The following is a 25,277-nucleotide window of genomic DNA, read 5'->3' as shown; positions in this document are numbered from 1 at the left end:
TCAACCACCTGTTGCCTGTGTTAGGCGAGTATTGTCAGGCTGGGTGTCAATGCAAGGGTGATGCGCGATTTGCTGCTCAGATGATCGCAGACGGAAATGGTGGTTCGTTGCTTAGCTGATTCCTCAACCCGCTAGGTCGCGTGCTGGTTCAGCATCTCAAGCACGGCGTCGCGTTCCGACAGAACCAGCAGCAAGGCTAGATCGCCCGGTTCCACCTGTTTCAGGATCATCGCAGAGGCTTCGGACGGGGACGCGGCCCTCTGGATCTGGGTCTTGTCATATCCCTGTTCCAGGGCAGACTTTTCGATCAGGTCCGGTATCTCTCCCAATGAGCGGCCCCGTAGATACCCTTCCAGTTCAGCAGCAACGACCACGTCGGGTTGGAAGTTCAACGCGGTTGCGGTGACGTCCCGAATGTCCTGATCCGAGCGGTCTCCGGCATGGCTGAGCATGATGAACCGCCGTTTTGCCGGCAGGGCCGACAGCGCATCGCACACGGCAGAAATCGAATGCGGGTTATGCGCGAAATCCACGAAAACCTGAGCGCCGTTGTATAGGAATTCGTTACAGCGACCCGGATTGTCCCTGGCATCCGGTTTGAACCCGGCCAACCCATTCCGCACCGCCTCAAGCGTCAGCTTCAAAGCCAGCGCAAGGCACATAGCCGCCAGGGCGTTCAGGATGTTGTATTTCGCGGCCCCATCCATGGTCAGGGGCACGTCGGACACAGCTATGACCACCTGCTCGGAACGGCCGTCGAAAAAGACGACATTGCCCTGCGAAACATAGGCGCAGCATGTTCCCGCGTCCCGTGCCCGACGGATCAGATCATTCCCGGCATCCAGAGAAAACCACCAGATATTTGCCGTAGTGTTTTCAGCCTCGGCACGGACAAAAGGATCATCGGCATTCAGGGCCAGAACGCCGCCCTTGGTCAGTGTCCGGTGCACGGCGAATTTCGCCTGAGCCAGCTCGGGCACCGTGTTGACGCCGTATTGCCCCAGATGATCGTTCGCCACGTTGGTGACAGTGGCGGCCATGGCGGCACGTGTCGGCAGGCCGCGGCGCAAGATACCCCCACGGGCCACTTCAAGGCAGCCGATTTCAAGCCGCTTGTCGCGCAGTAACATCCGTCCTCCGCCGGGGCCGGAATAGTCGCCGCGATCCAGAATATCGTCGCCCACTCGCACAAACTCGGTCGAGGTCAGCCCCGCGACCTTGCCCGAGGCGCGAGCGATGGCCTCCAGCAACCGTGTCGTCGTGGTCTTGCCATTTGTTCCGGTGATGAAGGCGACGGGGATGTTGTGAAGGTCGGGCCAGTCCACGTCATCCGGGGCGGGCAATGCGTCGACAGGCCAGGTTTGACTGCCGGTGCCATGCCCGATGGAAATTTCGTCATCGTCGCACAGGATATCCACGCCATGCGCCTCGGCTGCCGCGATCAGGGCGATCAGCGCAGGATTGGCCTCCTTCGCCATGACGCCTTTGACGTCCCGGATCATCTGATCAAAATCGCCCGGCGTCGTCGCCAACAACTCTGCCGCACAGAAATGCCAGGCGGTCTGCGCTGCAAAGATCGCGGAATAAAGCTGATCCATCGGTGCCGAGATTGCCAGATTGACACCACCGGTGAAGGTACGGTGGGTCAGTGCCTGATCCTGCCAGCCAAGCGCATCAAGAACGCGCCGGGCATGTTTTTCCCACAGTGCAATGACCTGCGCGGGGTCGATATCCGTGAAAAACACATCCATCACCGCGCCGGGGTGATCCCATAACAGGCCGGGGCCGGTCAGACGCCGCGCGTCATCCACCTGAATATGATCAGCGGTCGCGCATTCGATGATCAGCGCGGTTTCAAGCTCTTCGATCCGGTCCATTCCGGTGCCCTCGCTCAATCCGCGTCTTCGCTGACTTCACGCGCCAGTCTTACGCCGCGTTCGTCCCGGATCAGGTTCTGGTCGCTGTCGAACATGTCCTCGAACGTGGTGTCGGCGGGGCTGGTCCTGGGTGCCGCCTCGGTTTCAGAGGTTTCGCCATCGGAATTGAAGTAGATGATCTGTTTCCAGCACCGTGTGGTGTCATCGCCAAAGATCACCAGCAGATCGCCCGGTGCCGCCATCTCAAGCGCGGCGGTCACGGCCTCAACCTCATCCGGGATGATCGTGATCGCCTCATCCGGTGTCCCGCAATCGATCAGGGCCTGCCGCATCATTTGCGGCACTTCGTCATGCCCGCGACCCCGGCGGCGGTCATCGGCCTTGCAGATGAAATGATCAAAATGCCCGGCGAGCGCTGCGGCTCCATCAACGATGTCTTCATCGCGGCGGTCGCCGGGCATCGCAACAACGCACAGCCTGCGGCCCTTGACGTCCAACTGATCGGCCAATGCGGCCATCGCTTTCAGCGCGGCTGGGTTGTGGCCGTAATCAAGAATCACTTTGAAGGGATGTTCATCATAGACGTTCATCCGCCCCGGCGCTTGGAAATAACTGGTGTCGAAAGTGCGCAGACCATGCCGGATATTGTCCAGATCGACCCCAAAACTATAGGCCATTGCCGCCGCGACCATGGCGTTTTGCACGTTGAAGATCGCCTTGCCCTCAAGGGTGGCGGGGATCAGATGCGACCACAGAACCGGGATGTGAAGCCCTTTGTCATAGATGGTCAGCATGTCGCCATTCATGCCTTTTTCCAGCACGATGGCTTTGCCCCCTGTCTTGATATGTTCCTTGACCAGACTGTGACCGGGGTTGGTCGTGACATAGAAGATCTGATCCGCCCCGGCATAATCGGCCATTTTCAGACAATTGATGTCGTCGGCGTTCAGCACGGCCGTATCGGTCGCGCTTTCCACCACCACCCGTTTGACGACGGCCAGCTCCTCTACCGTGTTGATCCCGCCCAGACCCAGATGATCTGCCGAGACGTTCAGACAGGCCGCCACGTTCGAGCGTTGATAGCCCAGACCCGAGCGCACCAGCCCGCCCCGCGCGGTTTCCATCACCGCAAAATCGACCATCGGATCACGCAGGACGATCTGTGCCGATTTCGGGCCGGTCATGTCCCCCTTGACGCTCAGCTTGCCATCCACATAGACGCCGTCGGTCGAGGTCATGCCAACGATCTTGCCGCTGGTTTTCATGATATGACCCAGCATCCGCGACGTGGTCGTCTTGCCGTTGGTGCCGGTTATGGCCGCAATCGGGATGCGGGTCTGTTCATTGGGGGGGAACAGCATGTCGATGACCTTGCCCGCCACATCGCGCGGCTGACCTTCGGACGGGGCCACATGCATCCGGAAACCGGGGGCGGCGTTTACTTCGACAATCGCGCCACCGATATCTTTGTAGGATTTGGTAATATCGTCGATCAGGAAATCGACACCGCCCACATCCAGCCCGACGGCCATGATGGCGCGTTCGGCCATGTCGCGGTTGTCGGGATGCACCACGTCGGTCAGGTCGATGGCGGTGCCACCCGTTGACAGGTTCGCGGTCGAGCGCAGATAGAAAACCTCGCCCTCGGGCAAGACAGTGTCTTCCGTCACGCCCGCATTCTCCATCAGGCGGTTAGCCTGATTGTCCAGCTCGAGCCTGGTCAGCACTTTTTCATGCCCGATGCCCCGACGCGGGTCTTGGTTCACGATGTCGACCAGTTCGGCAATCGTATGGGTGCCGTCGCCTATTACATGGCCGGGGACGCGTTTGGCCACCGCAACCAGTTTGTCGTTCACGACCAGCATCCGGTGATCAAAGCCGGTGATGAAGCTTTCAACCAGAATGGCGCGGCTGCGTGAATGCTCCTTGGCCTCGGCAAATCCCGCCTCGACCTCGGCATCGGAATTCAGATTGATCGACACGCCGCGCCCATGGTTGGCGTCCAACGGTTTGACCACCACCGGAAACCCGATCCGCGCTGCCGCACGAACGGCCTCGCGGGCCGAATAGACCATGCGTTGCTGCGGTACCGGCAGGCCAAGATCGTTCAGCAGATTATGGGTGTCTTCCTTGTCGCAGGAAATCTCGACCGAGATATGCTTGGTCTCGGACGTAATTGTCGCCTGAATGCGTTTCTGAAACTTGCCGTGTCCGAATTGCACAAGCGAGCCGGAATTCAGCCTGATCCACGGGATGTCGCGTTCCTGCGCCGCCTTGACCAGCGATCCGGTCGACGGGCCAAATTCCTTGCGTTGCGCCCTCAGCACAAAGCTGCGCAGTTCTTCATCCCAGTTGAAGTCCGGGTCGAATTCGTAATCCACCTGATCTTTCAGGGATTGCGGCAGCAGGTGCATCAGCAACCGCATCGCCAAATTGCCCGCATCCAGACCGACGTCACGCTGGCGGTATTCATAGACCATATTGTACTGGCCCGGCTCACCTGTGCCGCGCGTACGGCCAAAGGTCACGTCGGACCCGGCCACGTTCTGCACTTCGATGGCGCAATGTTCCAGCACATGCCCCAACCAGGTGCCTTCATCCTCGCGCAGGCGGCGGATGAAGCCGCCGGGTTCGCGATAGGAGCAGCCATGTTCCGCCAGACCGGGAAGCGCCTTGATCAAGGCGTCAATAAACTCGGAACCAATTTTTGCCGAGGGCCACTCTTCCAGAACACCCAGATCGATGACGTGGCGAATGACCGGAAAACTTGCCCAGACATTTGGGCCGACAAAGACATTGGTCGAGATTATTTTCATGAGGCTCCCCGTTGGTTAGCTATTATTCCCCCCGCTGGCGGCCTCTTGACCGGACATGTCCGGCAATGTGCAGAACGCCATATGCTCATCCGGCGGAAAAGCCTGGCGAGCCGTCAGATCATAACGGCACCCTTCGCCCAGAACGTCAAGCCGAAGTCCAAGCAGGCTCAGTGCTTCACCGCGGCGCGCGTCCCACATCGACGAATGAGTCAGATGACTGGCGTCAACGACGGTAACCGATCCACTGCCCACGACTTCAAGGACATTATCGGGTCCGATGAAGGCTGCCGTGTCTTCGTCGATACCCAGTCCGATCAAAAAAGGGTTGAAAGATGAAGCAGTTAACAAACGTCCCAGCCGATTGCGCTGTGTGAAATGCTGGTCGATGATGACGGCGTTGGTCAAGCCCATGCCCGGAGCCAGCGTGATATTGCCCTCAGCCGGGGCCGAGTTGCTGCTGCCCCCGGCCACCATGTGTTCGGACATGATTGATGCCCCGGCTGAAGTGCCGGCAACCGGCACACCGGCCGCATTCCGACGGCGAATTTTCTGCGCAACAAGCGTGCCACCCAGAATCGCCGACAGTCGCAGCTGATTGCCACCGGTCATGAAAACCCCTGTGGCGCGGTCTAGCATCTCGGCATAATCGGGATTATCGCAATCGGCACGCCGCGAGATGGGCAGAAATTCGACCTTGCCGGCACCCAGTTCGGAAAAGATGCGATTGTAATCCGGTCCGGTCTCTTCCAGCATCGAGGCTGTCGGGATCACGACAATATCGGCATTCTCACCACCTGAAAGCTCTACGAACTTACGGTGGATCTGCATTTCCTTGACGCGGTCTTCGCCGCCGCCGATCGGGATGATGAACCCGCGCGGGGTCTCTGCATCAACGGGTGCAGGGCACATATCTTACTTACCTTCCGGTATAAAAGCAGCCAGCCATCGGGGCCACTCGGACGCTTAATCTGTTCATACATGCCGTGTCGGGCCATCTGACCTTATCGGACATGCCGTTCCCCCCAGCGACATCACATGCCGCACGGCAGGGATTTCGTCAAGAACCACCGGTTTTGTGCCTGCTTCAGCCTGCCAGTGCCAAACCCTGCGCGACAAAAGCAATCCCCCCGAAACATCAAGGCTCCGGGGGGATCAGAATGTCCGTCAGTTTGCGCGCTGGTTCAGATGTCGAATTTGACACCCTGCGCCAGCGGGAGCTCTGCCGAGTAGTTCACGGTGTTGGTCTGGCGGCGCATATAGGCCTTCCACGCGTCCGCACCGCTTTCGCGTCCGCCACCGGTTTCTTTCTCGCCTCCGAATGCGCCACCGATCTCGGCGCCCGAGGGGCCGATGTTGACGTTGGCAATACCGCAATCCGACCCCGCCGCAGTCAGGAATTGCTCGGCCTCGCGCATGTTCAGCGTGAACACACAGGATGACAGCCCTTGCGGCACATCGTTTTGAATCTGGATCGCATCGTCAAAATCGTCATAGCCCATGACATAAAGGATCGGTGCGAATGTCTCGGTTTTCACAACCGCACTTTGGCCGGGCATTTCGACGATTGCGGGCTGCATATAGACACCCGCAGGAAGCCCTTCGGTCACGCGCGCGCCACCAAACACGGTGCCGCCTTCGGCCCGTGCGGCTTCCAGTGCGGCTGTCATGGCGGCACCCGATGCCTCATCTACCAGTGGCCCGATCAACGTGCCCTCAGACAGCGGATTGCCGATGGGCAAACCGGCATAAGCCTTTTTCAGACGGCCCACCAGTTCCTCGCGGATCGAGTTGTGCACGATCAGACGGCGCAGCGTGGTACAGCGCTGACCGGCGGTCCCAACGGCCGAGAAGACAATGGCGCGCACGGCCATTTCCAGATCCGCCGAAGGGCCAACGATCATCGCGTTGTTGCCACCCAGTTCCAGAATGCATTTGCCAAAGCGTGCCGCAACGATAGGTGCAACCGCACGACCCATTCGTGTGGACCCCGTGGCCGAGATGATCGGAACATCTTCGCTGGCCACCAGCGCCTCGCCCAATTCCGCGCCACCGATCAGGACCTGAAGCAACCCTTCGGGGGCATCGCCAAACCGCACCAGCGCGCGTTCAAAGATCTTCTGGCAGGCCATCGCTGTCAGCGGGGTCTTCTCGGACGGTTTCCAGATCACCGGATCGCCACAGACCAGTGCCAAAGCGGCGTTCCACGACCAGACCGCAACCGGGAAATTGAAGGCCGAGATCACCCCGACCGGGCCCGCCGGATGCCAGGTTTCCATCATCCGGTGCCCCGGACGTTCCGACGCGATGGTCAGACCGTAAAGCTGACGCGACAGGCCAACGGCAAAGTCGCATATATCGATCATCTCCTGCACTTCGCCCAGACCTTCGGACGTGATCTTGCCGGCCTCCCAGCTGACAAGCGCGCCCAGATCGTCCTTGGCGGCGCGCAGCTCTTCGCCCAACAGGCGGATCAGCTCGCCTCGACGCGGGGCCGGCACAACGCGCCACGCCTTGAACGCGGTTTTGGCGCGGGCAATGATCGCGTCCATTTCGGTGGCCGGAGTTTCATGCACGTCGGCCAGCAGGCTGCCGTCAATCGGCGACGTCACTTTCAGGGTGCCGCCCTTCAATGCGGCACCCGTCAGATCCAGATTTGCAAGCGTGGTTTGGGCTGTCATTACGATGTCTTTCATATCTCAGGCCGCCTTGTTTTGCCGGGTCACGTCACCAGCACGATACAGCTGGCCAAATTCTGTTTTCAGGAAGTCGTTCAGTTTGACCTGTTCCTGCCGGACAAACCCTTTCGAAGGCAGCGTGCCGGTGCGCATCAGGTCAACGACGCCCAGAATACCCGCAGCTGTCGTGACCTGAATGGCACTCCAGACCTGTCCGTTGATGGTGCGGGCAAAGCTCTTGTTGATCAGGGATTTCTCGCGCAGAACGCCATTGATCATACCCTTGGCCGTGCAATAGACCAGCACCACGTCCTGATCGGTGCGGGGCAGGGCGGTCTCGAAGATCTCTTTCAGCAGATCGCGGCGGCGTTCCAGCCCCAGATCGTGCAGCAGCAGCTTCAGGATTTCACAATGGCCGGGATACCGGATCGTGCGATAAGACACGGCCCGCGCCTTGCCTTCCAGCGTTTCCGGCAGCGTGCCCAACCCGCCCGAGGTGTTGAAACACTCGTATTCCACACCATCGTGACCCAGAATCTCGTAATCTTCCAGTGGTGCTGTCTTGACCAGTTTGCCGTTCACAATGGCGTCGCAAGGATTGCAGTACTCGTTGATCAACCCATCGGTCGACCAGGTCAGATTGTACTTCAGCGCATTGGTCGGATAAAGCGGCAGTGCCCCCACCCGCATATGCAGGCTGTCCAGCTCATCGAACTCCGCTGCAAGCGCGGCTCCGGAGATACCCACAAAACCAGGTGCCAGACCACATTGCGGCATGAAAGCTGTCTCACTGCCTTCGGCCAGCTGGCGTACGGCCTCGGTGGCCGCAACGTCTTCGGTCAGGTCGAAATAATGCGCGCCCGCCTCTTTGGCGGCCTTGGCAATGTTCGGGGTCAAAAAGAACGGTGCCGCTGAAACCACGGCGTTAAACCCGGTCAGTTCCTTTGCCAGACTGTCCGCATCCCGGGCATCAATCTGCTTTGTACCAATACCAAGCCTTGTGATATCGCCCAATGCTTTCAGGTCATGATCGGCCACGGTCACTTTATAGTTTGGCGAGGCCCTCAGCAGCGTCGCGATCATCTGACCGATCTTGCCTGCCCCGATTACGCAAATATTCCAGGACATCAACGTCTCCGTAAATTTCTGTTCCTGATATTATGGTGCAGGGCTGGCCAGACATTTCATAGGCCGCAATTTGACGAAGTGATCGACTAATCCGACATTTTGCCGGATCAATTGTCATTATGGCGTAACCGCCGTCAGGGGTTGAAATCGGCAGGCACCCCGAAAGGAGGAGAGCCAACGCCAGTGCCCGTCAGGGAATGCAGAAATGCGACAAGGGCGGTGATTTCCGCATCCGAAAGCGTCACTGGCGCAATGTCGATCCTGCTGCGCTGGCGTTCCATTTCGTACCGGTCTTCCCACACCACGAAATCCGCTTTTTGCAGCCAGGGAACCTTGGGCAACGCAGCCATGTCGGGTTTCCATTTGGCAAGGCTGGTCTGGGGGTCAAGATGGTGACGGATCATGCTTTCGAGGTCCGCAAAAGCACCGTTATGCCCGTAGGGCGCGGTCAGGGCGACATTGCGCAGCATCGGCGTGCGAAAGCGATAGGCGTCTTCCAGACGGTTGCTTTCCGCCATCCGTCCAACGTCCCGCGCATATGGGTCCCATTGCCGGGTCCGGCCCGGCCCGAAAGGGGGCAAACCTAGCGCGTGAAACTCTTGGTCCGACATCAACGGACCCGCATGGCAGGTCGCACATCGCGCTTTGCCATAAAACAGGTTCATCCCGTCTTTCTGGACGCCTGACAGCGCATCCTTGTCCCCGGCCAAGTACTGGTCGAATGGGCTGTCGGTGCTGCGCCACTCGATGGCCATGAAGGCCGCCAGCGCGTTTGCGATCTGGGTGATCGTGATGTCTTCGGTGGTCTCGATGTTGTCAAAAGCCGCGACTATGGCGGGGCCATAGCGCGGATCGGTCCGCACGCGCTTGGCAAGGATCGGCCAGCCCTTGTCGATCCTGTCGTGAACCGCGCCGGTCACCTGATTTTCAGCGACATTACCGGCCATCTCGAATTGCGCGGTCAGCGGGAACAAGGCCTGCGCCGCCAGAAGCGAGTTCAATCCCCCGGGCAGCCATTCCTGCGCAGGCGAGTTGAACCCGTTGCCATAGATGTCCGAGATGCTCAGGCGGCCATCGTGGAAAACGGTACGGATGTCCTTTGCCCCGAGGTTCCACAACCCCGGCGCATTTCGGGGAATGCGTTTGCGGATCTTGTCCGCCCCGGTACCCGGTGTGCGGTCCGGGCCAAGACCCTGTCCGCCTTCGCCGATCCCCAGGGACAACCCGTCAGAGGTGCCGAAATCGGGGTGATGGCAATGGGCGCACGAAATGTTCTGATTGCCTGACAGGATCGGATCGTAAAACAGTTGATGACCGATAGTGGCCTGTTCCATATCAAATGGGATAAAGTCATCATCTGTCAGCGGGCGCGGCAGGTCCTGCGCCACCGCGGCCCCCGCCCAAACGAGGACAATCGCCCAATGCGCCAGTTTCTCTTTACCCTTTGTTTTCTTGCGACCCCGGCTCTGGCTGAGCTGGAACAGGCCCGTGACATGATGGAGGCCGGAGAGTTTGAAGCCGCGCGCGCGGAACTGCTGCCCGCCGCCCGGTCGGGCAATGCCGAGGCCGAGGAACTGATTGGTGTGATGTACGGGCTGGGTCTTGGGGTCGAGCAGGACCACGAAAGAGCGTTTGAATGGTATCTGCGTGCCTCGATGAAGGGGCATCCGGGGGCGCAGTCGGGGGTCGGCTGGTACTACGAACTGGGTCTGGGATTGCCCGCCCCCGATCTGGTGCGGGCCTATATGTGGTACACGCTCAGCGCCATTGGCGGCGATCCCGATGCGGCGATCAGCCTTGAGGAAGTGATCAAGAAAATGTCGCCGGAGCAGATCGAGAAGGCGCATGTTCTGGTCAACGACTACAAAGGGTGGATGTACCCGTTTCGATAAGGGCCGGGCCACAAGGCCCGACCCGTCCGTTTAGTTCAGGTCTGCATTGCGCGAGGCGTTCACGTCCGCCTCAGCCGCCGTGACCGCTTCGGTCAGCGCGGCAAAGATTTCATCACCACGGGCAACATTGGTCTGGAACCAGTCATAGACAGGTGAAGCCGCGGCTTTGAACGCAGCCTTCTGCTCGGGTGTCGGGACATACAGGTCACCGCCACCTGCGACGAAGTCCTCATAGGCCTGAATCGATTTGCGCTTGGGCGAGGCAAAAGTGGCCTGTTGCAGGGCGTAGAACCCATCGACAACGACCCGGCGCATATCTTCGGGCATCGCCTGGAACTTGGCGTTGTTCATCCACCACAGCGCACCCATATAGGCGTGCCCGTCCAGCGTGACATATTGCAGGCCGGCATCCGGGAACTTCATGCCCATGATGTCGGTGATGCCGTTCTTGGACCCCTCGACGACGCCGGTCTGGAAGCTGGTGAAAAGTTCCGGCCACGGGATCGGTGTAGGTGACGCGCCTAGTGCCTTGACCAGTTCCTGTGGCAGGTCGGCGACGACGGTACGGATTTTCAGACCTTCCATGTCGGCAGGCTCGGCGACGCGGTGCTTTGTGTTGGCGAAGTTGCGCCAGCCGCCGGTGTTGCCGATGGTCATCAGGCGGATCGCGCCACCTGAATCCTCCAGCGCCATGTCGCGCATCTTACGGGTGAAATCGCCCGACAGAACATGCTCGGCGATCCGGTCATCGGCCATCAGATAGGGCAGGTCCAGAACCTGCACATAGGGGAAGATGCCCGAGGCCCCGCCCGAGGTAGAGATATAGATATCGATGGTGCCATCCGCCACGCCTTGCAGGCATTCTGCACCGTTCGAACACAGCTGGGTGCCGATGAACAGCTCAACCTCGATGGCGCCGTTCGACGCCGCCTCGACATAGTTCTTGAAAACGATCAGACCGTCGTAATCCTCGTCATTTTCGTTCGAATTGGCAGTGGCGCGCAGCGTATAGTCCGCAGCCACCGCAGCGACCGCAGACGCGGCCACAAGCGATGTGGCAATCGCCGCTGTTTTGATGAAGTTTCCGAGCATGCGTTTCCTCCCTGTGATACTCAGTCAGTTTGCAAATCCCGTTATCCTCGGGATCGTCATGGATAGTGCGGGGATGTAGGTGATCAGAAAGATCACGATGATTTCGACCGCCAGAAACGGCAGGATCGCCTTGGCGATCGTCTCGACCCGCTCCCGCGACACGGCGGCGGCCACGAACAGCACCAGCCCCATAGGGGGCGTGGCAAGGCCGACGGTCAGATTGACGCTCATGATGATGGCGAAATGGATCGGGTCTACGCCGAGGCCGGTGAAAATGGGACCAAGGATCGGGCCAAGGATGATGATCGCGGGGCCTGCGTCCAGAAACATACCGACGATAAACAACAACAGGTTGATCAGAAACAACAGGATCAGCGGATTTTCCGACAGGCTGAGGATCAACGAGGCCAATTGTTCCGGGGCATGGCTCAGGCTGACCACGGTCTTGAACGCCATTGCTGCGCCAACCAGCAGCAGCACCACGGCCGACGTCATACCTGCATTGCTCAGAACATCCGGAATTTCCCTCAGGGTCAGTGTACGCAGAACGAAAAATCCGATGATAAAGGCGTAGCCCACAGCAACAGCGGCGGCCTCGGTCGGAGTAAAGATGCCCCCCAGAATGCCGCCCAGAATGATCACGGGCGTCATCAGCGGGAAGAACGCCTTGAGGCTGGCTTTGCGCCGCTCATCCCATGTGTATTTCCGGCTGGCGACGGGAAAATCGTACTTGTCGGCCATGAACTTGATCATCACCATCAGGCCGACACCCACCATGATTCCGGGCACGATCCCCGCAAGGAACAAGGCGGCCACGCTTTCACCCATGACATAGGCATAGATGATCATAATGCCCGAGGGCGGGATGATCGGCCCGATCACCGAACTCGCGGCTGTGATGGCGGCGGCGAATTTGCGGGTGTAGCCCTGTTTTTCCATCGCCGGGATCAGCATCGACCCCAGAGCGGATGTGTCAGCCACCGCAGATCCCGAAAGGCCCGCGAACAGGATCGAGCTCAGCACGTTTACATGCGCCAGTCCGCCGCGCAGGTGGCCCATCAGGGCCTGGCTGAATTCGACAAGGCGGATGGTGATGCCGCCGCGGTTCATCATTTCACCGGCCAGCATGAAGAACGGGATGGCCATCAGCGGGAAACTGTCCATGCCGTTGTAGACATTACGATAAAGCAGGGTGATGTCGTTCGTCTGTCCGTTCAGCCACAGCAAGATGCCGGGTGCCGCTAGAAGCGCGAAAAAGACCGGCAGGCCAATCAGCAGGAAAATCAGGAACGTAGGCAGGAACCAGATCAGCATCTATTCGGCCCCCACGGCTGCGTCGGGAATGTCCGGCAACAGATGCGCGCCGCCAAGCAAGGTGACCACGGAACGCAGGATAAGCTCGATATTGACCGAGATCAGCAGAATGATCCCCACCAGCAGCGAGGCCATCATCCAGCTGCGCGGAATGCGGTACCACTCGTCAAACCCAAGCGATGTCGGCAGGTACAGGGCGGCGGTTGCAAACCTGCCGCCAAAGCCCGTGACCTCGGACCAGCCGATTTTGACCGCAACCAAAAGCACGGCCAGCGAGATCAGTAGGAGGAACAGATTGAGTGACAGGCCGAGCATACGCGGCAGAAACCGTTGCAGCATGTCGATAGCTACAAAACCGCCGCGCCGAAAGGCCGTCGGTGCCATCAAACCGGTCATCCACAACATGCAGAACCGCGCGGCCTCATCCGGCCAGGGCAGGGCGTTGCCCAGAACGTATCGGAAGAACACCTGAATCAGGATTGCGATGACCATGAAAGCAATCGCAACGACGCCAACCGCGCGGCCCAGACGCAGCGCGGTTTCGTTCACGAATGCAATCGGCGCAAGCACCGATGCCAGTCCGCCCATGCGGATCCTCCCTTGTTCAGCCGCAGGTGTGTCCCGCGGTCGTCAGATCGCGCTTAGTGCTGCGCGAATTGGCCCATTTTCCCGGCGTAGAACGTCAGCGCGTCGCCGTCGCTCATGCTGGCCTTCAGGACTTTGCCCACCACGATCACGTGATCGCCCGCGTCGTGATAGGCATGTTGTTCGCATTCGAAACGTGCCAGACAATCCGACAGCAGCGGGGTGCCGTTTGCACAGCGCTCATGCCGGATGTCGCGCAGGGCATGGGCATCTTTCGAGCATCCAAAACACAGCTCGGCCTGCGCCGACGATAACACATGCACCGTGAAATGCCGTGCCGCGCGAAAATAAGGGAACCGGCGCGAGTTGCGGTCGCCGGCCCACATGATCAGTGGCGGGTCCAGCGACAGTGACGAAAAGCTGTTGGCCGTGATGCAGATAGGGCCATCACCGCTGTCGCATGTCACGATGGTAACGCCGGTTGCAAACCGACCAAAAGCATCCCGCAGGGTCCGGGTGTCGTCCTTATGTGGCACAAAGGTGTGGGTCATGTTCCTTGAGATTGCGTTCATCATGCTACCTCATGCCCCAGCGCCGCCTCGTACAGGCGGAACCAGGTTTCGCGATCTATGGTGACGTTCAACGCGTTTGAGATGCGTTTGATACGGTTCAGGTTGTTGGTGCCCAGAACCGGCAGAATGCCCGCCGGATGAGCCAGCAGGAAGGCGACGGCCACAGCGGCCCGGTCTACACCGAACTCCTCCGCGATTTCATCAGCGACAACCCCGACGGGCGGGTTTCCGGCCATCAGCAGCCCACCCCCCAGCGGCGACCACGCCATAAGGTGGTGCCCATGCTGCTGGTGAAACGCCAGATCGCCATTGGTGAAAGGGGCGATCGCGCCCAGTGAGATCTCGATCTGGTTGGTGACCAGCCGGGTTTTCATCGCCGATTGCAGCAGGGTCCAGTCCCACGGGCGGAAGTTCGAAACACCAACCGCGCCCACCTTGCCACTGGCGACAGCCTCATCCAGCGCAGCCCCGGTTTCGTGGTGGTCCATGAACGGATCAGGACGGTGGATCAGCAGCAGATCGATGTGGTCGATGGCCATTTCCGACAGGGACATGTCGATGGATTTCAGGATATGCGCGCGCGAGGTGTCATAGTATTTGACCTTCGCATCGGAATGCCGCCCCACAGGCGCGACGATGTCACATTTGGTGACGATCTCCATGTTCTGGCGCAGGCCGGGATTGGCGCGCAAGGCGTTGCCCAGAACGGCTTCGGCCGCGTAACCACCATAAATATCGGCCTGATCGAAGGTGGTGATGCCCTGATCAAGACAGGCCTGAATCTTGGCCTCGACATGCCCTGCCGAGGTGTCGCTATCGTCACCCAGCCGCCACATGCCATAGACAAGGCGGCTCATTTCCAGTGTGTCGGATAGTTTCACACGTTGCATCAGCGGCGCACTCCGTTGCCCAGCGGTGTGGCCGGGGGTGTCTTGGGCACACGCCCGTAGGCTTCGGGAAGCGAGCAGGTTTTCAGATGCGGCATCACACGAGCACCGAAATGCTTGGCCTCATCCATGTGCGGATAGCCTGAGAAGATGAACGCGCGAATGCCCATCTTCCGGTAATCTTCGATCTTTGACATGACCTGATCGGTTGATCCAACCAGTGCCGCACCACAGCCCGAGCGGGCGCGGCCGACGCCGGTCCACAAACCGGGTTCCACATAGCCATATTCATCCGCCAGATCACGATTCCTGGCCTGATGCGCTACGCCAAGCGACGTTGCATCCAACGCCCGTTCGCGGATCGCGCGGCCATAGTCGTCATCCAGTTTTGAAACGATGTAATCCGCGTATTCCTGCGCCTCGGCTTCGGTATCGCGAACGATCATGTGAACCCGCAAGCCATAGTCGAGCGTACGGTCATAATTTTCGGCCACTGCATGAACAGCTTTCATCCGCTCGGCCAGTTGATCCTTGGTTTCCGGCCACATCAGGTACACATCGCAATGCTCGCCGCACAGCTCCAGCGCCGAGGGCGAATAACCGCCGAAATACAGCAGCGGCCCGCCAGTCTGATAGGGCCGCGCCGGGTCCGTTGTCAGACCTGTAAAGTTGTAGACCTCGCCCGCATGGTTGATCTCCTCCTGCGTCCAGGCCTGTTTCAGGATCTCGACCACTTCGCGCGACCGTTGATAACGATAGGCACTGTCGGCCTTTTCGCCGGGAAAATCGGATGAAATGATGTTGACGGTCAGCCGCCCCTTCAACATGTGATCCAAAGTCGCGATCGTGCGGGCCAGCATGATCGGCTGCATCTCGCCGCAGCGCACGGCGGCCAAAAGGTTGATCTTCTGCGTGATCGGCGCACACCCGGCGACAAAGCTCAGCGTGTCCTGCCCAACCTGATACGATGACGGGCACAGGATGTTGCGGAACCCCTGTGCCTCGGCCTCTTTCACGATGGCCGAGCAATGCTCCCAGCTGGACCGCAGATCACCATCGGGCACACCCAGGAACTGATAATCGTCCGAACATAAGGCGGCGAACCACGAAACCTCGGCCGCATCCAGATCAGGGGATGTGATGGGGACGATGGTCATTTGATTCACGCTCCGTGCATCTTTTACTTTCCTCTTGCGTAGCAATCACATTGATGTAGATCAATAGTGTATCAATTTTTCCTGCGACCGAATGAAGCGCCTGAAATGCCCCCCAACACCCGAAACCCCAATGCCCTGCCTATCTACGTTCAGATTGCCGAGCTGCTGATCCGCGATGTCGCTGCGGGCCGCTTGATCGATGGTGAGCGTCTGCCCCCAGAACGCGACATGGCGGCCGAGCTGAACGTGTCGGTCGGCACGCTGCGAAAATCTCTCGCAGAGCTTGAGAAAAAAGGCATGTTGGAGCGTATTCAGGGGTCAGGAAATTACATCCGCGAGACCGGAACTCAGAACAGCGTCTACGCGATGTTCCGGCTGGAACTGCCCCAAGGGGGCGGGTTGCCGCGTGCGGATATCCTGTCCGTCGATCATCTGAAGAAACCTTCCGATCTGCCGGATTTTGGCACCTCGGACACCGGATCGCGCGTACGTCGGATGCGCTATCTGAATGACACAATCATCGCGGTCGAGGAAATTTGGCTGGACGAATCAGCCGGCCTGATCAAGCGAAGCCTGCTGTCGGACTCGCTCTACCGCTATTATCAGCACCAGCTGGGTTTCTGGATATCACGGGCCGAAGATCGCGTATCGATTGGCCAGCTGCCCGATTGGACGCCCGCGGCGTTCACCAAAGCCGCCGGTGAAACGGTGGGCTATATCGAACGGTTCAGCTGGTCGGACAAGGCCGAACCTGTCGAATTTTCCAAGACCTGGTTCGACCCGGACCGGGCCACCTATGTCCAACGTCTGAAGTAAAAGGAAACGCGCATGACCCGGACCATCAATTACGGGCTGATCGGATGTGGCATGATGGGGCAGGAACACCTGCACAACATCGCCCTGCTGGACGGCACGCGTGTTGCGGCGATATTCGAACCCGATCCCGGGATGGCAAACGCCGCGCGGGCGATTGCGCCGGGTGCGGTTCTGGCACGCTCGGTGCAAGAGGTGTTGGATATCGAAGACCTGGACTGCCTTGTCATAGCCAGCCCAAATCACCTGCATGTCGACCAGATCTGTGAAATCGCGCAAACGCGCCCCTTGCCGCTATTGGTGGAAAAGCCCCTGTTCACCAACCCCCAGGACGCCGCAAGGCTAGCGAAGGTTCAGCGCGACTATCCACACCCGATCTGGGTCGCAATGGAATACCGCTATATGCCGCCCATCGCGACCCTGATCGACAAGATCGGGGACACTGGCGGGGTTCGGATGCTGTCGATCCGGGAACATCGCTTTCCGTTTCTGCGCAAAGTTGGCGACTGGAACCGGTTCAACCGCAACACCGGCGGCACCTTTGTTGAAAAATGCTGCCACTTCTTCGATCTGATGCGGCTGATCCTGCAATCCGACCCGGTGCGGATCACCGCAAGCGGCGGGCAGGCGGTGAACCATCTGGACGAAACCTACGGGGGCGAAACACCCGATATACTGGATCATGGCTATGTTCTGGTCGATTTCGCCAATGGCGCGCGCGCGATGCTCGAGCTGTGCATGTTCGCCGAAGGCGCCCGCTATCAGGAAGAGATTTCGGCCATCGGGCCCAACGCCAAGATCGAGGCTCTGGTGCCGGGGCCGGGACGGTTCTGGCCCGACCATCTGGGATCGCCGCCCGTGCCGCAGGTCATCGTCAGCCCGCGGGACCCCAAGGGGCCAATATCGCACGATATCCCTGTCGATCCCCGCTTGCTGGCTGTCGGTGACCACAACGGCTCGACCTATTATCAGCACAGGGGGTTTCTGGATCTGGTGCGCGGGCACAAGGCCGAACCGGATGTGACAGTGCATGACGGTTTGTGGGCGGTGCGAATGGGATTGGCGGCGCAGCAGGCCCTGCAAACCGGCGAAACGGTTCACCTAAAGCACCCTTAGACTGACCCCAGGCAGGTTCAGGGCAGAACCCTCTGCGGTGACAAATGTGTCGCTTGCGGGCCAATCTGTCGTAAACCAGCTAGTGAAGCGGGGCACAGTAGGGGACAAAACTGTATGACCTGTCAGTGTATTCCCACCCGTCTGGATCGCCGTGCGACCGGCTGTGATCTGGTCACGACGCGCCGGTAACCGCCCTGCGGGGCCGTTCTGCCTGCCTGCTTTCAGACGACAACGGAATACCTCATGACAACCGCTCTGCGCCTCGCCATCGATATTGGCGGCACTTTTACCGACACGGTCCTCGTCTCGGGTGATGAGACGATACTGGCCTCTACCAAAACCCTGACCACCCACCGGAACCCGGCAGAAGGCGCACTGGAGGGCGCACGGCGCGTCATGGCGCAGGCTGGCCGGTCGCTGAATGATGTCACCGGATTTATTCACGGAACCACTCTGGCGACCAACGCGCTGATCGAACGGCGCGGGGCGGTCGTGACCACGGTCTGCACCGAAGGGTTCCGCGATATTCTCGATATCGGGTACGAGCGTCGGTATTCCCAATACGACATTAACCTTGAAAAGCCGGATACGCTGGTGCCGCGCGAACGCTCGCTGACCATACGCGAACGCATGTCGGCAGAAGGCAAGGTGCTGATTGAACTGGATGAAGGGCAAGTAGACCGGTTGCTGGCCGAGATTGACGCCAGCGGGGCCGAGGCGGTGGCCATCTGCCTGATGCACTCCTACGCCAACCCGACCCACGAACGGCGTTTGCGCGATCGTCTGGCGCGATGCCGCCCCGGTTTGACCGTCTCGATCTCGTCCGATGTCAGCCCCGAAGCGCGAGAGTTTGACCGGCTCTGCACCACAGTGGCCAACGCCTATATTCAGCCTCTGATGGAAAGCTATCTGACCCGGTTCGCGGATCAGTTCAGGGCCGAGGGTGTAACCTGTCCGATCCTTATGATGACCGCAGGCGGCGGTATGTGCACGATCGGCACCGCCACGCGTTTCCCCATTCGTCTGGTGGAATCCGGCCCCGCCGGAGGGGCCATTCTGGCCGCCCGCATCGCCGCGCGTGCCGGGTTGGATCAGGTCCTGTCGTTTGACGTCGGCGGCACCACCGCCAAGCTCTGTCTGATCGACAAGGCACGCCCCCAGACATCGCGCTCATTCGAAATCGCCCGCGCGGCACGGTTCATCAAAGGGTCGGGAATGCCGGTGCGCATTCCGGTGATCGAGATGATTGAAATCGGCGCTGGCGGCGGTTCGATCGCGGGTGTGGACCGTCTCGGGCGTCTGACGGTCGGGCCGAAATCGGCAGGCTCGGAACCCGGACCGGTCGCCTTTATGCGCGACGGAACCGATCCGACCGTGACCGACAGCGACATCACTCTGGGCTATATCGTACCCGACACCTTTGCCGAGGGGCATATCCAGCTTGACCCCGATGGCGCAAAGGCCGCCCTGAGACGTGTGATCGGGGAAAAACTGGGGCTGGATGCAACAGGTGCGGCAGATGGGGTCAGCCGCATCGTTGTCGAAAGCATGGCCAGCGCCGGGCGGATGCACGCGGTTGAAAGCGGCAAGGACCTTGGCCCGCGCACCATGATTGCCTTTGGTGGCAACGGGCCGCTGCATGCCACCCGCGTCGCCCGGTCCGCCGGGGTGTCGCGTATCGTGATCCCACCCAATCCCGGTGTCGGTTCGGCGGTTGGGTTCCTGTTTGCCCCGGTATCCTTCGAAATCGTCCGCTCGCGCTATTCTCTGCTCGACAGCATGGACATGGACGGGGTGAACGCCCTGTTCGATACGATGATTGCCGAAGCAAAAGAGGTCGTCGCCCAAGGGGCAGGGGATGCACCCACCGAAACCCTGCGCACCGCCTTTATGCGCTATAGCGGGCAAGGGCATGAGATCGAGATTACGTTGCCGGACCGCGCCCTGACACGCCCGGATATCGCCCCGCTGACAGCCGCATTCGAAGAAGAATACCGCAAACAATTCTCACGTCCTGTGCCGGGGATGAAGATCGAGGTTCTCAACTGGGCCGTTCGCGTTGCCACCCCGGACAAAGCGGTGCCTACGGTGTTGGAAACGCCGGGCAAAACCACATTTCAGGTCACGCAGACGCGCCCCATCACCTGTGATCTGGATGGCACGGTAAAACAGGCCGCCTTTCTCGCCCGCGCCGATATGCGCCCCGGTGACCATGTGGCAGGCCCCGCGCTGATCCATGAACCACAAACAACCACACTCGTTTCCGCCGATTTCTCGGCCCAGATGGACGCAATCGGCAACCTTGTCCTGATACAGGACCAGAAAGGAGGCGCATGATGACCGCTGATCTGTCCCCCGCCCGCCTGCAAGTGATGTGGAACCGTCTGCTGGCTGTGGTCGAAGAACAGGGCCAGACCCTGATCCGCGCAGCTTTTTCGCCCATCGTGCGTGAATGCGGTGACATTTCCGCCGGGATATTCGACGTGAATGGCCGGATGCTGACGCAGGCCGTGACCGGAACACCGGGCCATATCAACACCATGGCCGAGGCCGTGCTGCACCTGCGCGCCCGTTTCGCGGTACAGGACATGCGCCCCGGCGACATCTACATGACGAACGACCCATGGCTGGCCTCGGGGCATCTGAACGACTTCCTGCTGATGATGCCCGCGTTCAAGGACGGCAGGGTGGTGGGCTTTACCTCCTGCACCTCGCATCTGGTGGATTTGGGTGGTCTTGGCATGGGGCCTGAAGGCTCGGACATCTATGACGAAGGCCTGCTGATCCCGCCTTGCAAACTGGTCGAGGCCGGAACGCCCAATGCGCTGCTGATGGAAATCATCCGCGCCAACTCGCGCGAGCCTGTGGCGAATGAGGGCGACATCTACGCCCTGATCGCCTGTTGCGAGGCCGGGGTGAACCGCCTTGTTGCGATGATGGAGGAGTTCGGGATCGATGATCTGGACAGGCTTGGCACCTATATCATCGACACCTCGCGTAAAGGTGCGTTGCAGGCCATCGCCGAGGTGCCCGAGGGCGTTTACAAAAACGTGCTGCGCATGGACGGTTATGAGGCAGAGCTGGAGCTGCACGCAACGCTCACTGTGACCAAAGAAGGGATGCATGTCGATTTCACGGGCACGTCAGGGTGTTCGAAGAAGGGCATCAACGTGCCTTTGAACTATGCGACCGCCTATACGGTGTTTGCCCTGCGTTGCATCGTTGGACCGGATATCCCGAACAACGCGGGCTCGCTGGAACCTTTCACGGTGGACGGCCCCAAAGGTTGCATCCTGAACGCCCAGCATCCGGTGCCTGTGGCCATGCGGCATACGCTGGGGCAGGTTACACCGGATCTGGTTCTGGGCTGCCTGCATCAGGCGCTGCCCGATCAGGTGCCCGCCGAAGGGGCCTCGTGCATGTTCGATCTGCCAATGCGCCACGCGCCCGAAGTGGCGGCGAATGGCGGGCGTGAATTTGCCATCGAACCCGTTCACAACGGCGGCACCGGGGCGCGACCCCATGCGGATGGCCTGTCTGCGACAGCCTACCCTTCGGGGGTGTTCGGCTCGCAGGTCGAAATAACCGAAAGTGTCGCACCGGTGATCATGTGGCGACGCGAATTGTTGCCCGACTCGGGCGGCGCAGGCCAGTTCAGGGGCGGATTGGGGCAGCGGATCGAGATGACGTCCGCCAACGATGCCCCCTTCATCGTCTTCCTGTCGGTCGAACGTCTGAAATTCCCCGCTCTGGGCCGCATGGGCGGCCTGGCCGGCGCGCCGGGACGTATCCGGTTCCGCGATGGCGGCGGCGACATTCCGGGCAAGGGCGAGCTACGCGTGGAAAGCGGCGATTACCTGATCTTCGACACGCCCGGTGGCGGCGGCTTTGGCGATCCGGCCGCGCGCGACCCAAAGGCGCTGGCGCTGGACCTCAGGCGCGGTCTGGTCACGGAAGAAGGGGCCAAAGCCTATGGGAGTGCCTCATGATCCGCGCGGTTGATCACATTCGTGCCATGGCGGCCTATGCGCTGGCCGATCTGGGCGGGCCGGACACTGTATCTCTAGCCCAGAATGAAAGCGCTTTCCCGGTCAGCCCTGCCGCAATTGCGGCGGGGAAGGTGGCATTGCACCGGATGCCGCTTTATCCCGATCCCGACTGGTCGGACCTACGCGCCGCCATCGCTCAGGTGCACGGGGTGCCAGCCGACAACATCCTGTGCGGTGCCGGATCGATGGAGTTGATCGGCTGCCTTATCCGCGCCTATTCAGGGCCGGGCGACCATGTATTGGGCACGGATTACGGCTATGCCTATGTGGCATCAGCGACGGCGCAGGTGCGTGCAGACTATGTGAAAGCGCGCGAGGTTGATCTGACCGTCTCGGTCGACGACATTCTGGCGGCTGTTACACCAGATACCCGGATCGTCTTTGTCTGCAACCCCGGCAACCCGACCGGCACCCTGATCCCGAATGCCGAGATCATCCGCCTGCGCGACACATTGCCCGAGGACGTGCTGCTGGTGGTCGATCAGGCCTATGCAGAATTCGCTGATCGCGACCACGACCCGGCTGAAATCTTTGCCCTCGTCGCACGTGGGGATACTGTGGTCATACGCACCTTCTCAAAGGCTTACGGTCTGGCGGGCGCGCGCGTGGGTTGGGGTCTGTTCCCGTCTGAGGTCGCGATTGAGCTGCGAAAACTGCTCAACCCCAACAACGTATCGACCCCCTCTCAGGCCATGGCAACGGCAGCGGTGCAAGATCAGCCCCACATGCGCAACACGGTTGCCAGAACCGCCGCCATCCGGGATCGCTTTGCCGACGGGTGCCGGGCGCTGGGATTATCTGTTCCGCACAGCCACACCAATTTTGTCCTGATCCGATTTGCCGATGCCGCCACCGCGCAAAAAGCGGATGCAGCGTTGCGCAAAGCGGGTTTGCTCATGCGCGGAATGGGCGGCTATTGCCTCGCGGATTGCCTGCGCGCCACGATCTGTGACACGGCAGTGATGGAGCGCTGCCTGACTGTTCTGAAAGAGGTGACGTCATGACCTTTGAAACCCGGACACGGGCCAAAATCGGGGTGCTGGTGCCCTTTACCAACACCAATCTCGAAGCTGACATGATGCTGATGCGCTGCCCGGACACGACGGTGCATTTTCAGCGAATGGGTGGCTATGACGTGGATGAGATCCCCGGCTCGGATCAGATGGCGGGTCTGGGGGCCTCGGATATCAGCCATGACCTCAAGATGATCTCGGGCGTTCGGCCCGATGTGGTGCTCTATGGCTGTACCTCGGCCACGCTGACCCATGGCCCGTCCTTTGATCACCAGCTGGCGCAGGACATCAGGGCTGCGTCGGGCGCCGTGTGTATTACCGCCGCAGGGGCGCTGGTTGGTGCGATCCATGCGCTCGGCGTGTCCAGCGTCGGTTTTTCTTCACCCTATCTGGGCGAGATCAACACGCAGGCCATGGATTTTCTGACGCAAAACCAGATCACAACGGTGAAATGCGCCGATATCGGCCGCGAGCTGGGCAATTACGGGCAGGGAGAACTGACCCCGGACGAGGTTTTAGACCTTGCCATGCAGGCCGACCACCCAAAGGCCGAAGCCATCATACTCAGCTGCACCGACATGCGCGCGGTCGAGGCCATAGACCGGATCGAAGCGGCCCTTGATAAACCTGTTGTGACGTCCAATCAGGCCATGATGTTTGCCCTAATGCGGGCGCTTGACCTGCCAAGGCACAGAAATGTTCCGGGGCGGTTGTTTGATCTGCTATAGCCGCGGATCAGGCAAAAGCATGGAACCCACGTCGGATGGCTGCCTGCCTCAAAGGCAGGTTCGCCCCGACACATGGGGCGGGTATTCTGGCCTACTCAACACGCCGTGTCGCAGACGTGACTGTATTTACGTCGCAAAAGAACAAGATACCGCGCCCTCGACGCCATAGTCGGAATAAGGGCCGCTCGGGAATGAAGCACATGTTGAACCATCCGCACGGTTACGGGAGATTTGGCCAGCCCTGCGGGGAAACCATCTTAGGCTTGTCTGAAACATCATACGTTCACAAAACACAAAGGTGCCGCTTTTCATGAGTCAAATTTCGGAAAACCTGCTGAACCAGATCCGCAACCGTTTTGCCCAGATCGATCACTGCCCCGAACAGGGCGAGCGGATATTTTTCGAAAACGCCGGTGGGGCTTTGACACTGAAATCCGTGCTGGACAGCTCGGCGCGTCACGCCGCAATTCCCGACAATCAGGGGCGTGACAATCCGGGGTCTCATGCTCTGGTTTCCACGATCAACGCGGCCAAGGCCGATATGCGGGATTTCATGAATGCACCCGGTGGTCAGTTCTTTGTGGGTGAAAGCGGCACAGAACTTCTGTTCCGGCTGATCATGAACGCCTGTCTCGGAACCGGTCCGGGGATTGTGCTGGGGTCGACACTGGAACACCCCGCCACACGCTCAGCCTGTGATCGCTGGGCCCGTATTGCCGGGCAGACCCATGTGCTGGTGCCCCACGATGACAACACCGGCACCGTGACAGCCGGGGCCTATGCCGCAGCTGTTACACCCGACACCAAAGTGGCGACAATCCTGCACACCTCACCCGTGACGGGCATGGGCGTTGATGTGGCCGCAGTTTCACAAGCGATCCGCGCCGTGGCGCCAGATTGTTTCATAATTGTCGATGGCATCCAGCACGCCGCCCATGGCCGGATCGATCTCAGCGCGTATGACGTCGACGGCTACGTGATCTCGCCCTACAAGGTGTTTTCGCGCCATGGCTACGGCGTGGCGTGGATTTCCGACCGGCTGACGCGGCTTGAACACAATGCCCTTTTGGACGGCCCGGCAGATAACTGGGAAATGGGCACGCGCGACACCGGGGCTTATGCGACCATGTCCGACGTTGTGTCTTATTTCGAATGGCTTGGCAGTCAGGTCAGCGACGCCACCGACCGGCGTGCCAGATTTCTGGCAGCGGGTGACGCCATTCACGCGCAGGAAAAGGCACTGACCGACGCGATGATCCACGGCACCGGCAACCTGAGCGGTCTGGCCGAGATGGAGAAGGTCACCATTCTGGGCGGTGCCGACAACCCCGCACGCGAAGGGCTGGTGTCGCTGCGCGTACAGGGCGTGGCCTCGGCGGATGTCGTCAAACGGCTGAACGATGAAGGTATTCGCACCCATTTGCGCAAGGCCGACCACTATTCTGGCAACATATTGACGCCGCTGGGTTATGACGCCTGCGTCCGGGTCTCGATGTGCCACTACAACTCAATCGGCGAAGTCGCCAAATTTCTGGCTGTCATGAAAGAAATCGCCGCCTGAGC

At 60.1% G+C, this 25,277-nt stretch carries 20 protein-coding genes; 8 read left to right on the top strand and 12 right to left on the bottom strand.

Going from position 1 to position 25,277, the window contains the following annotated elements:
* Window positions 1–131 precede the first annotated feature (131 nt).
* From ACR3FC_RS18345 to ACR3FC_RS18320, 6 genes are all read right to left on the bottom strand, one after another.
* Window positions 132–1,877, bottom strand: coding sequence for a Mur ligase family protein (locus ACR3FC_RS18345; protein ID WP_480477561.1), 1,746 nt, complete (start codon window positions 1,875–1,877; stop codon window positions 132–134).
* Between the two features lie 14 nt (window positions 1,878–1,891).
* Window positions 1,892–4,693 carry a cyanophycin synthetase gene (gene cphA / locus ACR3FC_RS18340; protein WP_480477559.1) on the bottom strand — a complete coding sequence of 934 codons (2,802 nt, stop codon included), beginning with the start codon at window positions 4,691–4,693 and terminating at the stop codon, window positions 1,892–1,894.
* Between the two features lie 15 nt (window positions 4,694–4,708).
* A complete protein-coding gene (locus tag ACR3FC_RS18335; protein WP_480477557.1) occupies window positions 4,709–5,602 on the bottom strand; it encodes a cyanophycinase in 894 nt (297 codons plus the stop codon).
* A 272-nt stretch (window positions 5,603–5,874) separates the two neighbouring features.
* Window positions 5,875–7,386, bottom strand: a complete 1,512-nt coding sequence (gene amaB, locus ACR3FC_RS18330) for an L-piperidine-6-carboxylate dehydrogenase (RefSeq protein ID WP_480477555.1) — start codon at window positions 7,384–7,386, stop codon at window positions 5,875–5,877.
* Window positions 7,387–7,389: 3 nt separating this feature from the next.
* On the bottom strand, window positions 7,390–8,496 hold the full coding sequence (locus tag ACR3FC_RS18325) for a saccharopine dehydrogenase family protein (RefSeq protein ID WP_480477553.1): 1,107 nt from the start codon (window positions 8,494–8,496) through the stop codon (window positions 7,390–7,392).
* A 134-nt stretch (window positions 8,497–8,630) separates the two neighbouring features.
* A complete protein-coding gene (locus tag ACR3FC_RS18320; protein WP_480477551.1) occupies window positions 8,631–9,884 on the bottom strand; it encodes a cytochrome-c peroxidase in 1,254 nt (417 codons plus the stop codon).
* A 33-nt stretch (window positions 9,885–9,917) separates the two neighbouring features.
* On the opposite strand from ACR3FC_RS18320, the gene ACR3FC_RS18315 reads away from it, so the two are divergent.
* Window positions 9,918–10,388, top strand: a complete 471-nt coding sequence (locus ACR3FC_RS18315) for a tetratricopeptide repeat protein (RefSeq protein ID WP_480477549.1) — start codon at window positions 9,918–9,920, stop codon at window positions 10,386–10,388.
* 30 nt (window positions 10,389–10,418) lie between these two features.
* On the opposite strand, the gene ACR3FC_RS18310 is transcribed toward ACR3FC_RS18315, so the two are convergent.
* Genes ACR3FC_RS18310 through ACR3FC_RS18285 form a run of 6 tightly spaced genes read right to left on the bottom strand, consistent with a single transcriptional unit; the run spans window position 10,419 to window position 15,995 of the window.
* Complete coding sequence (locus ACR3FC_RS18310) at window positions 10,419–11,480, bottom strand: TRAP transporter substrate-binding protein (protein WP_480477547.1); 1,062 nt, start codon at window positions 11,478–11,480, stop codon at window positions 10,419–10,421.
* Window positions 11,481–11,504: 24 nt separating this feature from the next.
* Window positions 11,505–12,794: a TRAP transporter large permease gene (locus ACR3FC_RS18305; protein WP_480477545.1), complete on the bottom strand. Its 1,290-nt coding sequence runs from the start codon at window positions 12,792–12,794 to the stop codon at window positions 11,505–11,507.
* On the bottom strand, window positions 12,795–13,382 hold the full coding sequence (locus tag ACR3FC_RS18300; RefSeq protein WP_480477543.1) for a TRAP transporter small permease: 588 nt from the start codon (window positions 13,380–13,382) through the stop codon (window positions 12,795–12,797).
* A gap of 53 nt (window positions 13,383–13,435) precedes the next feature.
* Window positions 13,436–13,951 (bottom strand): flavin reductase family protein, encoded by a 516-nt coding sequence (locus ACR3FC_RS18295; protein WP_480477541.1) that lies wholly within the window; start codon window positions 13,949–13,951, stop codon window positions 13,436–13,438.
* Window positions 13,951–14,841 carry an aldo/keto reductase gene (locus ACR3FC_RS18290; RefSeq protein WP_480477539.1) on the bottom strand — a complete coding sequence of 297 codons (891 nt, stop codon included), beginning with the start codon at window positions 14,839–14,841 and terminating at the stop codon, window positions 13,951–13,953. The genes ACR3FC_RS18295 and ACR3FC_RS18290 overlap by 1 nt, the downstream gene beginning before the upstream one ends.
* Entirely contained in the window at window positions 14,841–15,995 is a 1,155-nt protein-coding gene (locus ACR3FC_RS18285) for an LLM class flavin-dependent oxidoreductase (RefSeq protein ID WP_480477537.1), read from the bottom strand. The genes ACR3FC_RS18290 and ACR3FC_RS18285 overlap by 1 nt, the downstream gene beginning before the upstream one ends.
* Before the next feature lie 105 nt (window positions 15,996–16,100).
* On the opposite strand from ACR3FC_RS18285, the gene ACR3FC_RS18280 reads away from it, so the two are divergent.
* The 7 genes from ACR3FC_RS18280 to ACR3FC_RS18250 all read left to right on the top strand — a co-directional run bounded on the left by ACR3FC_RS18280 (window position 16,101) and on the right by ACR3FC_RS18250 (window position 25,275).
* Window positions 16,101–16,811, top strand: a complete 711-nt coding sequence (locus ACR3FC_RS18280) for a GntR family transcriptional regulator (RefSeq protein WP_480477535.1) — start codon at window positions 16,101–16,103, stop codon at window positions 16,809–16,811.
* Between the two features lie 12 nt (window positions 16,812–16,823).
* A complete protein-coding gene (locus ACR3FC_RS18275; RefSeq protein ID WP_480477533.1) occupies window positions 16,824–17,924 on the top strand; it encodes a Gfo/Idh/MocA family protein in 1,101 nt (366 codons plus the stop codon).
* Window positions 17,925–18,167: 243 nt separating this feature from the next.
* Window positions 18,168–20,261: a hydantoinase/oxoprolinase family protein gene (locus ACR3FC_RS18270; RefSeq protein WP_480477531.1), complete on the top strand. Its 2,094-nt coding sequence runs from the start codon at window positions 18,168–18,170 to the stop codon at window positions 20,259–20,261.
* Window positions 20,261–21,913 (top strand): hydantoinase B/oxoprolinase family protein, encoded by a 1,653-nt coding sequence (locus ACR3FC_RS18265; RefSeq protein WP_480477529.1) that lies wholly within the window; start codon window positions 20,261–20,263, stop codon window positions 21,911–21,913. Before ACR3FC_RS18270 ends, ACR3FC_RS18265 begins: the two co-directional genes overlap by 1 nt.
* Window positions 21,910–22,977 (top strand): pyridoxal phosphate-dependent aminotransferase, encoded by a 1,068-nt coding sequence (locus tag ACR3FC_RS18260; protein ID WP_480477527.1) that lies wholly within the window; start codon window positions 21,910–21,912, stop codon window positions 22,975–22,977. The genes ACR3FC_RS18265 and ACR3FC_RS18260 overlap by 4 nt, the downstream gene beginning before the upstream one ends.
* Window positions 22,974–23,714 carry a maleate cis-trans isomerase family protein gene (locus ACR3FC_RS18255; RefSeq protein WP_480477525.1) on the top strand — a complete coding sequence of 247 codons (741 nt, stop codon included), beginning with the start codon at window positions 22,974–22,976 and terminating at the stop codon, window positions 23,712–23,714. The genes ACR3FC_RS18260 and ACR3FC_RS18255 overlap by 4 nt, the downstream gene beginning before the upstream one ends.
* A 310-nt stretch (window positions 23,715–24,024) precedes the next feature.
* A complete protein-coding gene (locus ACR3FC_RS18250; RefSeq protein WP_480477523.1) occupies window positions 24,025–25,275 on the top strand; it encodes an aminotransferase class V-fold PLP-dependent enzyme in 1,251 nt (416 codons plus the stop codon).
* Window positions 25,276–25,277: the final 2 nt, after the last annotated feature.

This window comes from Ruegeria sp. AF3, from assembly GCF_056536285.1.
This window is presented reverse-complemented; position numbering and strand designations above follow the sequence as displayed.

What these genes read in the sequence shown, in the direction of transcription:
- amaB (WP_480477555.1), bottom strand. Translation starts at nt 7,386, where the DNA reads ATGAAAGACATCGTAATGACAGCCCAAACCACGCTTGCAAATCTGGAT.
- ACR3FC_RS18265 (WP_480477529.1), top strand. Translation starts at nt 20,261, where the DNA reads ATGACCGCTGATCTGTCCCCCGCCCGCCTGCAAGTGATGTGGAACCGT.
- ACR3FC_RS18255 (WP_480477525.1), top strand. Translation starts at nt 22,974, where the DNA reads ATGACCTTTGAAACCCGGACACGGGCCAAAATCGGGGTGCTGGTGCCC.
- ACR3FC_RS18305 (WP_480477545.1), bottom strand. Translation starts at nt 12,794, where the DNA reads ATGCTGATCTGGTTCCTGCCTACGTTCCTGATTTTCCTGCTGATTGGC.
- ACR3FC_RS18250 (WP_480477523.1), top strand. Translation starts at nt 24,025, where the DNA reads ATGAGTCAAATTTCGGAAAACCTGCTGAACCAGATCCGCAACCGTTTT.
- ACR3FC_RS18260 (WP_480477527.1), top strand. Translation starts at nt 21,910, where the DNA reads ATGATCCGCGCGGTTGATCACATTCGTGCCATGGCGGCCTATGCGCTG.
- ACR3FC_RS18275 (WP_480477533.1), top strand. Translation starts at nt 16,824, where the DNA reads ATGACCCGGACCATCAATTACGGGCTGATCGGATGTGGCATGATGGGG.
- ACR3FC_RS18270 (WP_480477531.1), top strand. Translation starts at nt 18,168, where the DNA reads ATGACAACCGCTCTGCGCCTCGCCATCGATATTGGCGGCACTTTTACC.
- ACR3FC_RS18325 (WP_480477553.1), bottom strand. Translation starts at nt 8,496, where the DNA reads ATGTCCTGGAATATTTGCGTAATCGGGGCAGGCAAGATCGGTCAGATG.
- ACR3FC_RS18295 (WP_480477541.1), bottom strand. Translation starts at nt 13,951, where the DNA reads ATGAACGCAATCTCAAGGAACATGACCCACACCTTTGTGCCACATAAG.
- ACR3FC_RS18285 (WP_480477537.1), bottom strand. Translation starts at nt 15,995, where the DNA reads ATGACCATCGTCCCCATCACATCCCCTGATCTGGATGCGGCCGAGGTT.
- ACR3FC_RS18300 (WP_480477543.1), bottom strand. Translation starts at nt 13,382, where the DNA reads ATGGGCGGACTGGCATCGGTGCTTGCGCCGATTGCATTCGTGAACGAA.
- ACR3FC_RS18280 (WP_480477535.1), top strand. Translation starts at nt 16,101, where the DNA reads ATGCCCCCCAACACCCGAAACCCCAATGCCCTGCCTATCTACGTTCAG.
- ACR3FC_RS18310 (WP_480477547.1), bottom strand. Translation starts at nt 11,480, where the DNA reads ATGCTCGGAAACTTCATCAAAACAGCGGCGATTGCCACATCGCTTGTG.
- ACR3FC_RS18345 (WP_480477561.1), bottom strand. Translation starts at nt 1,877, where the DNA reads ATGGACCGGATCGAAGAGCTTGAAACCGCGCTGATCATCGAATGCGCG.
- ACR3FC_RS18290 (WP_480477539.1), bottom strand. Translation starts at nt 14,841, where the DNA reads ATGCAACGTGTGAAACTATCCGACACACTGGAAATGAGCCGCCTTGTC.
- ACR3FC_RS18335 (WP_480477557.1), bottom strand. Translation starts at nt 5,602, where the DNA reads ATGTGCCCTGCACCCGTTGATGCAGAGACCCCGCGCGGGTTCATCATC.
- ACR3FC_RS18315 (WP_480477549.1), top strand. Translation starts at nt 9,918, where the DNA reads ATGCGCCAGTTTCTCTTTACCCTTTGTTTTCTTGCGACCCCGGCTCTG.
- cphA (WP_480477559.1), bottom strand. Translation starts at nt 4,693, where the DNA reads ATGAAAATAATCTCGACCAATGTCTTTGTCGGCCCAAATGTCTGGGCA.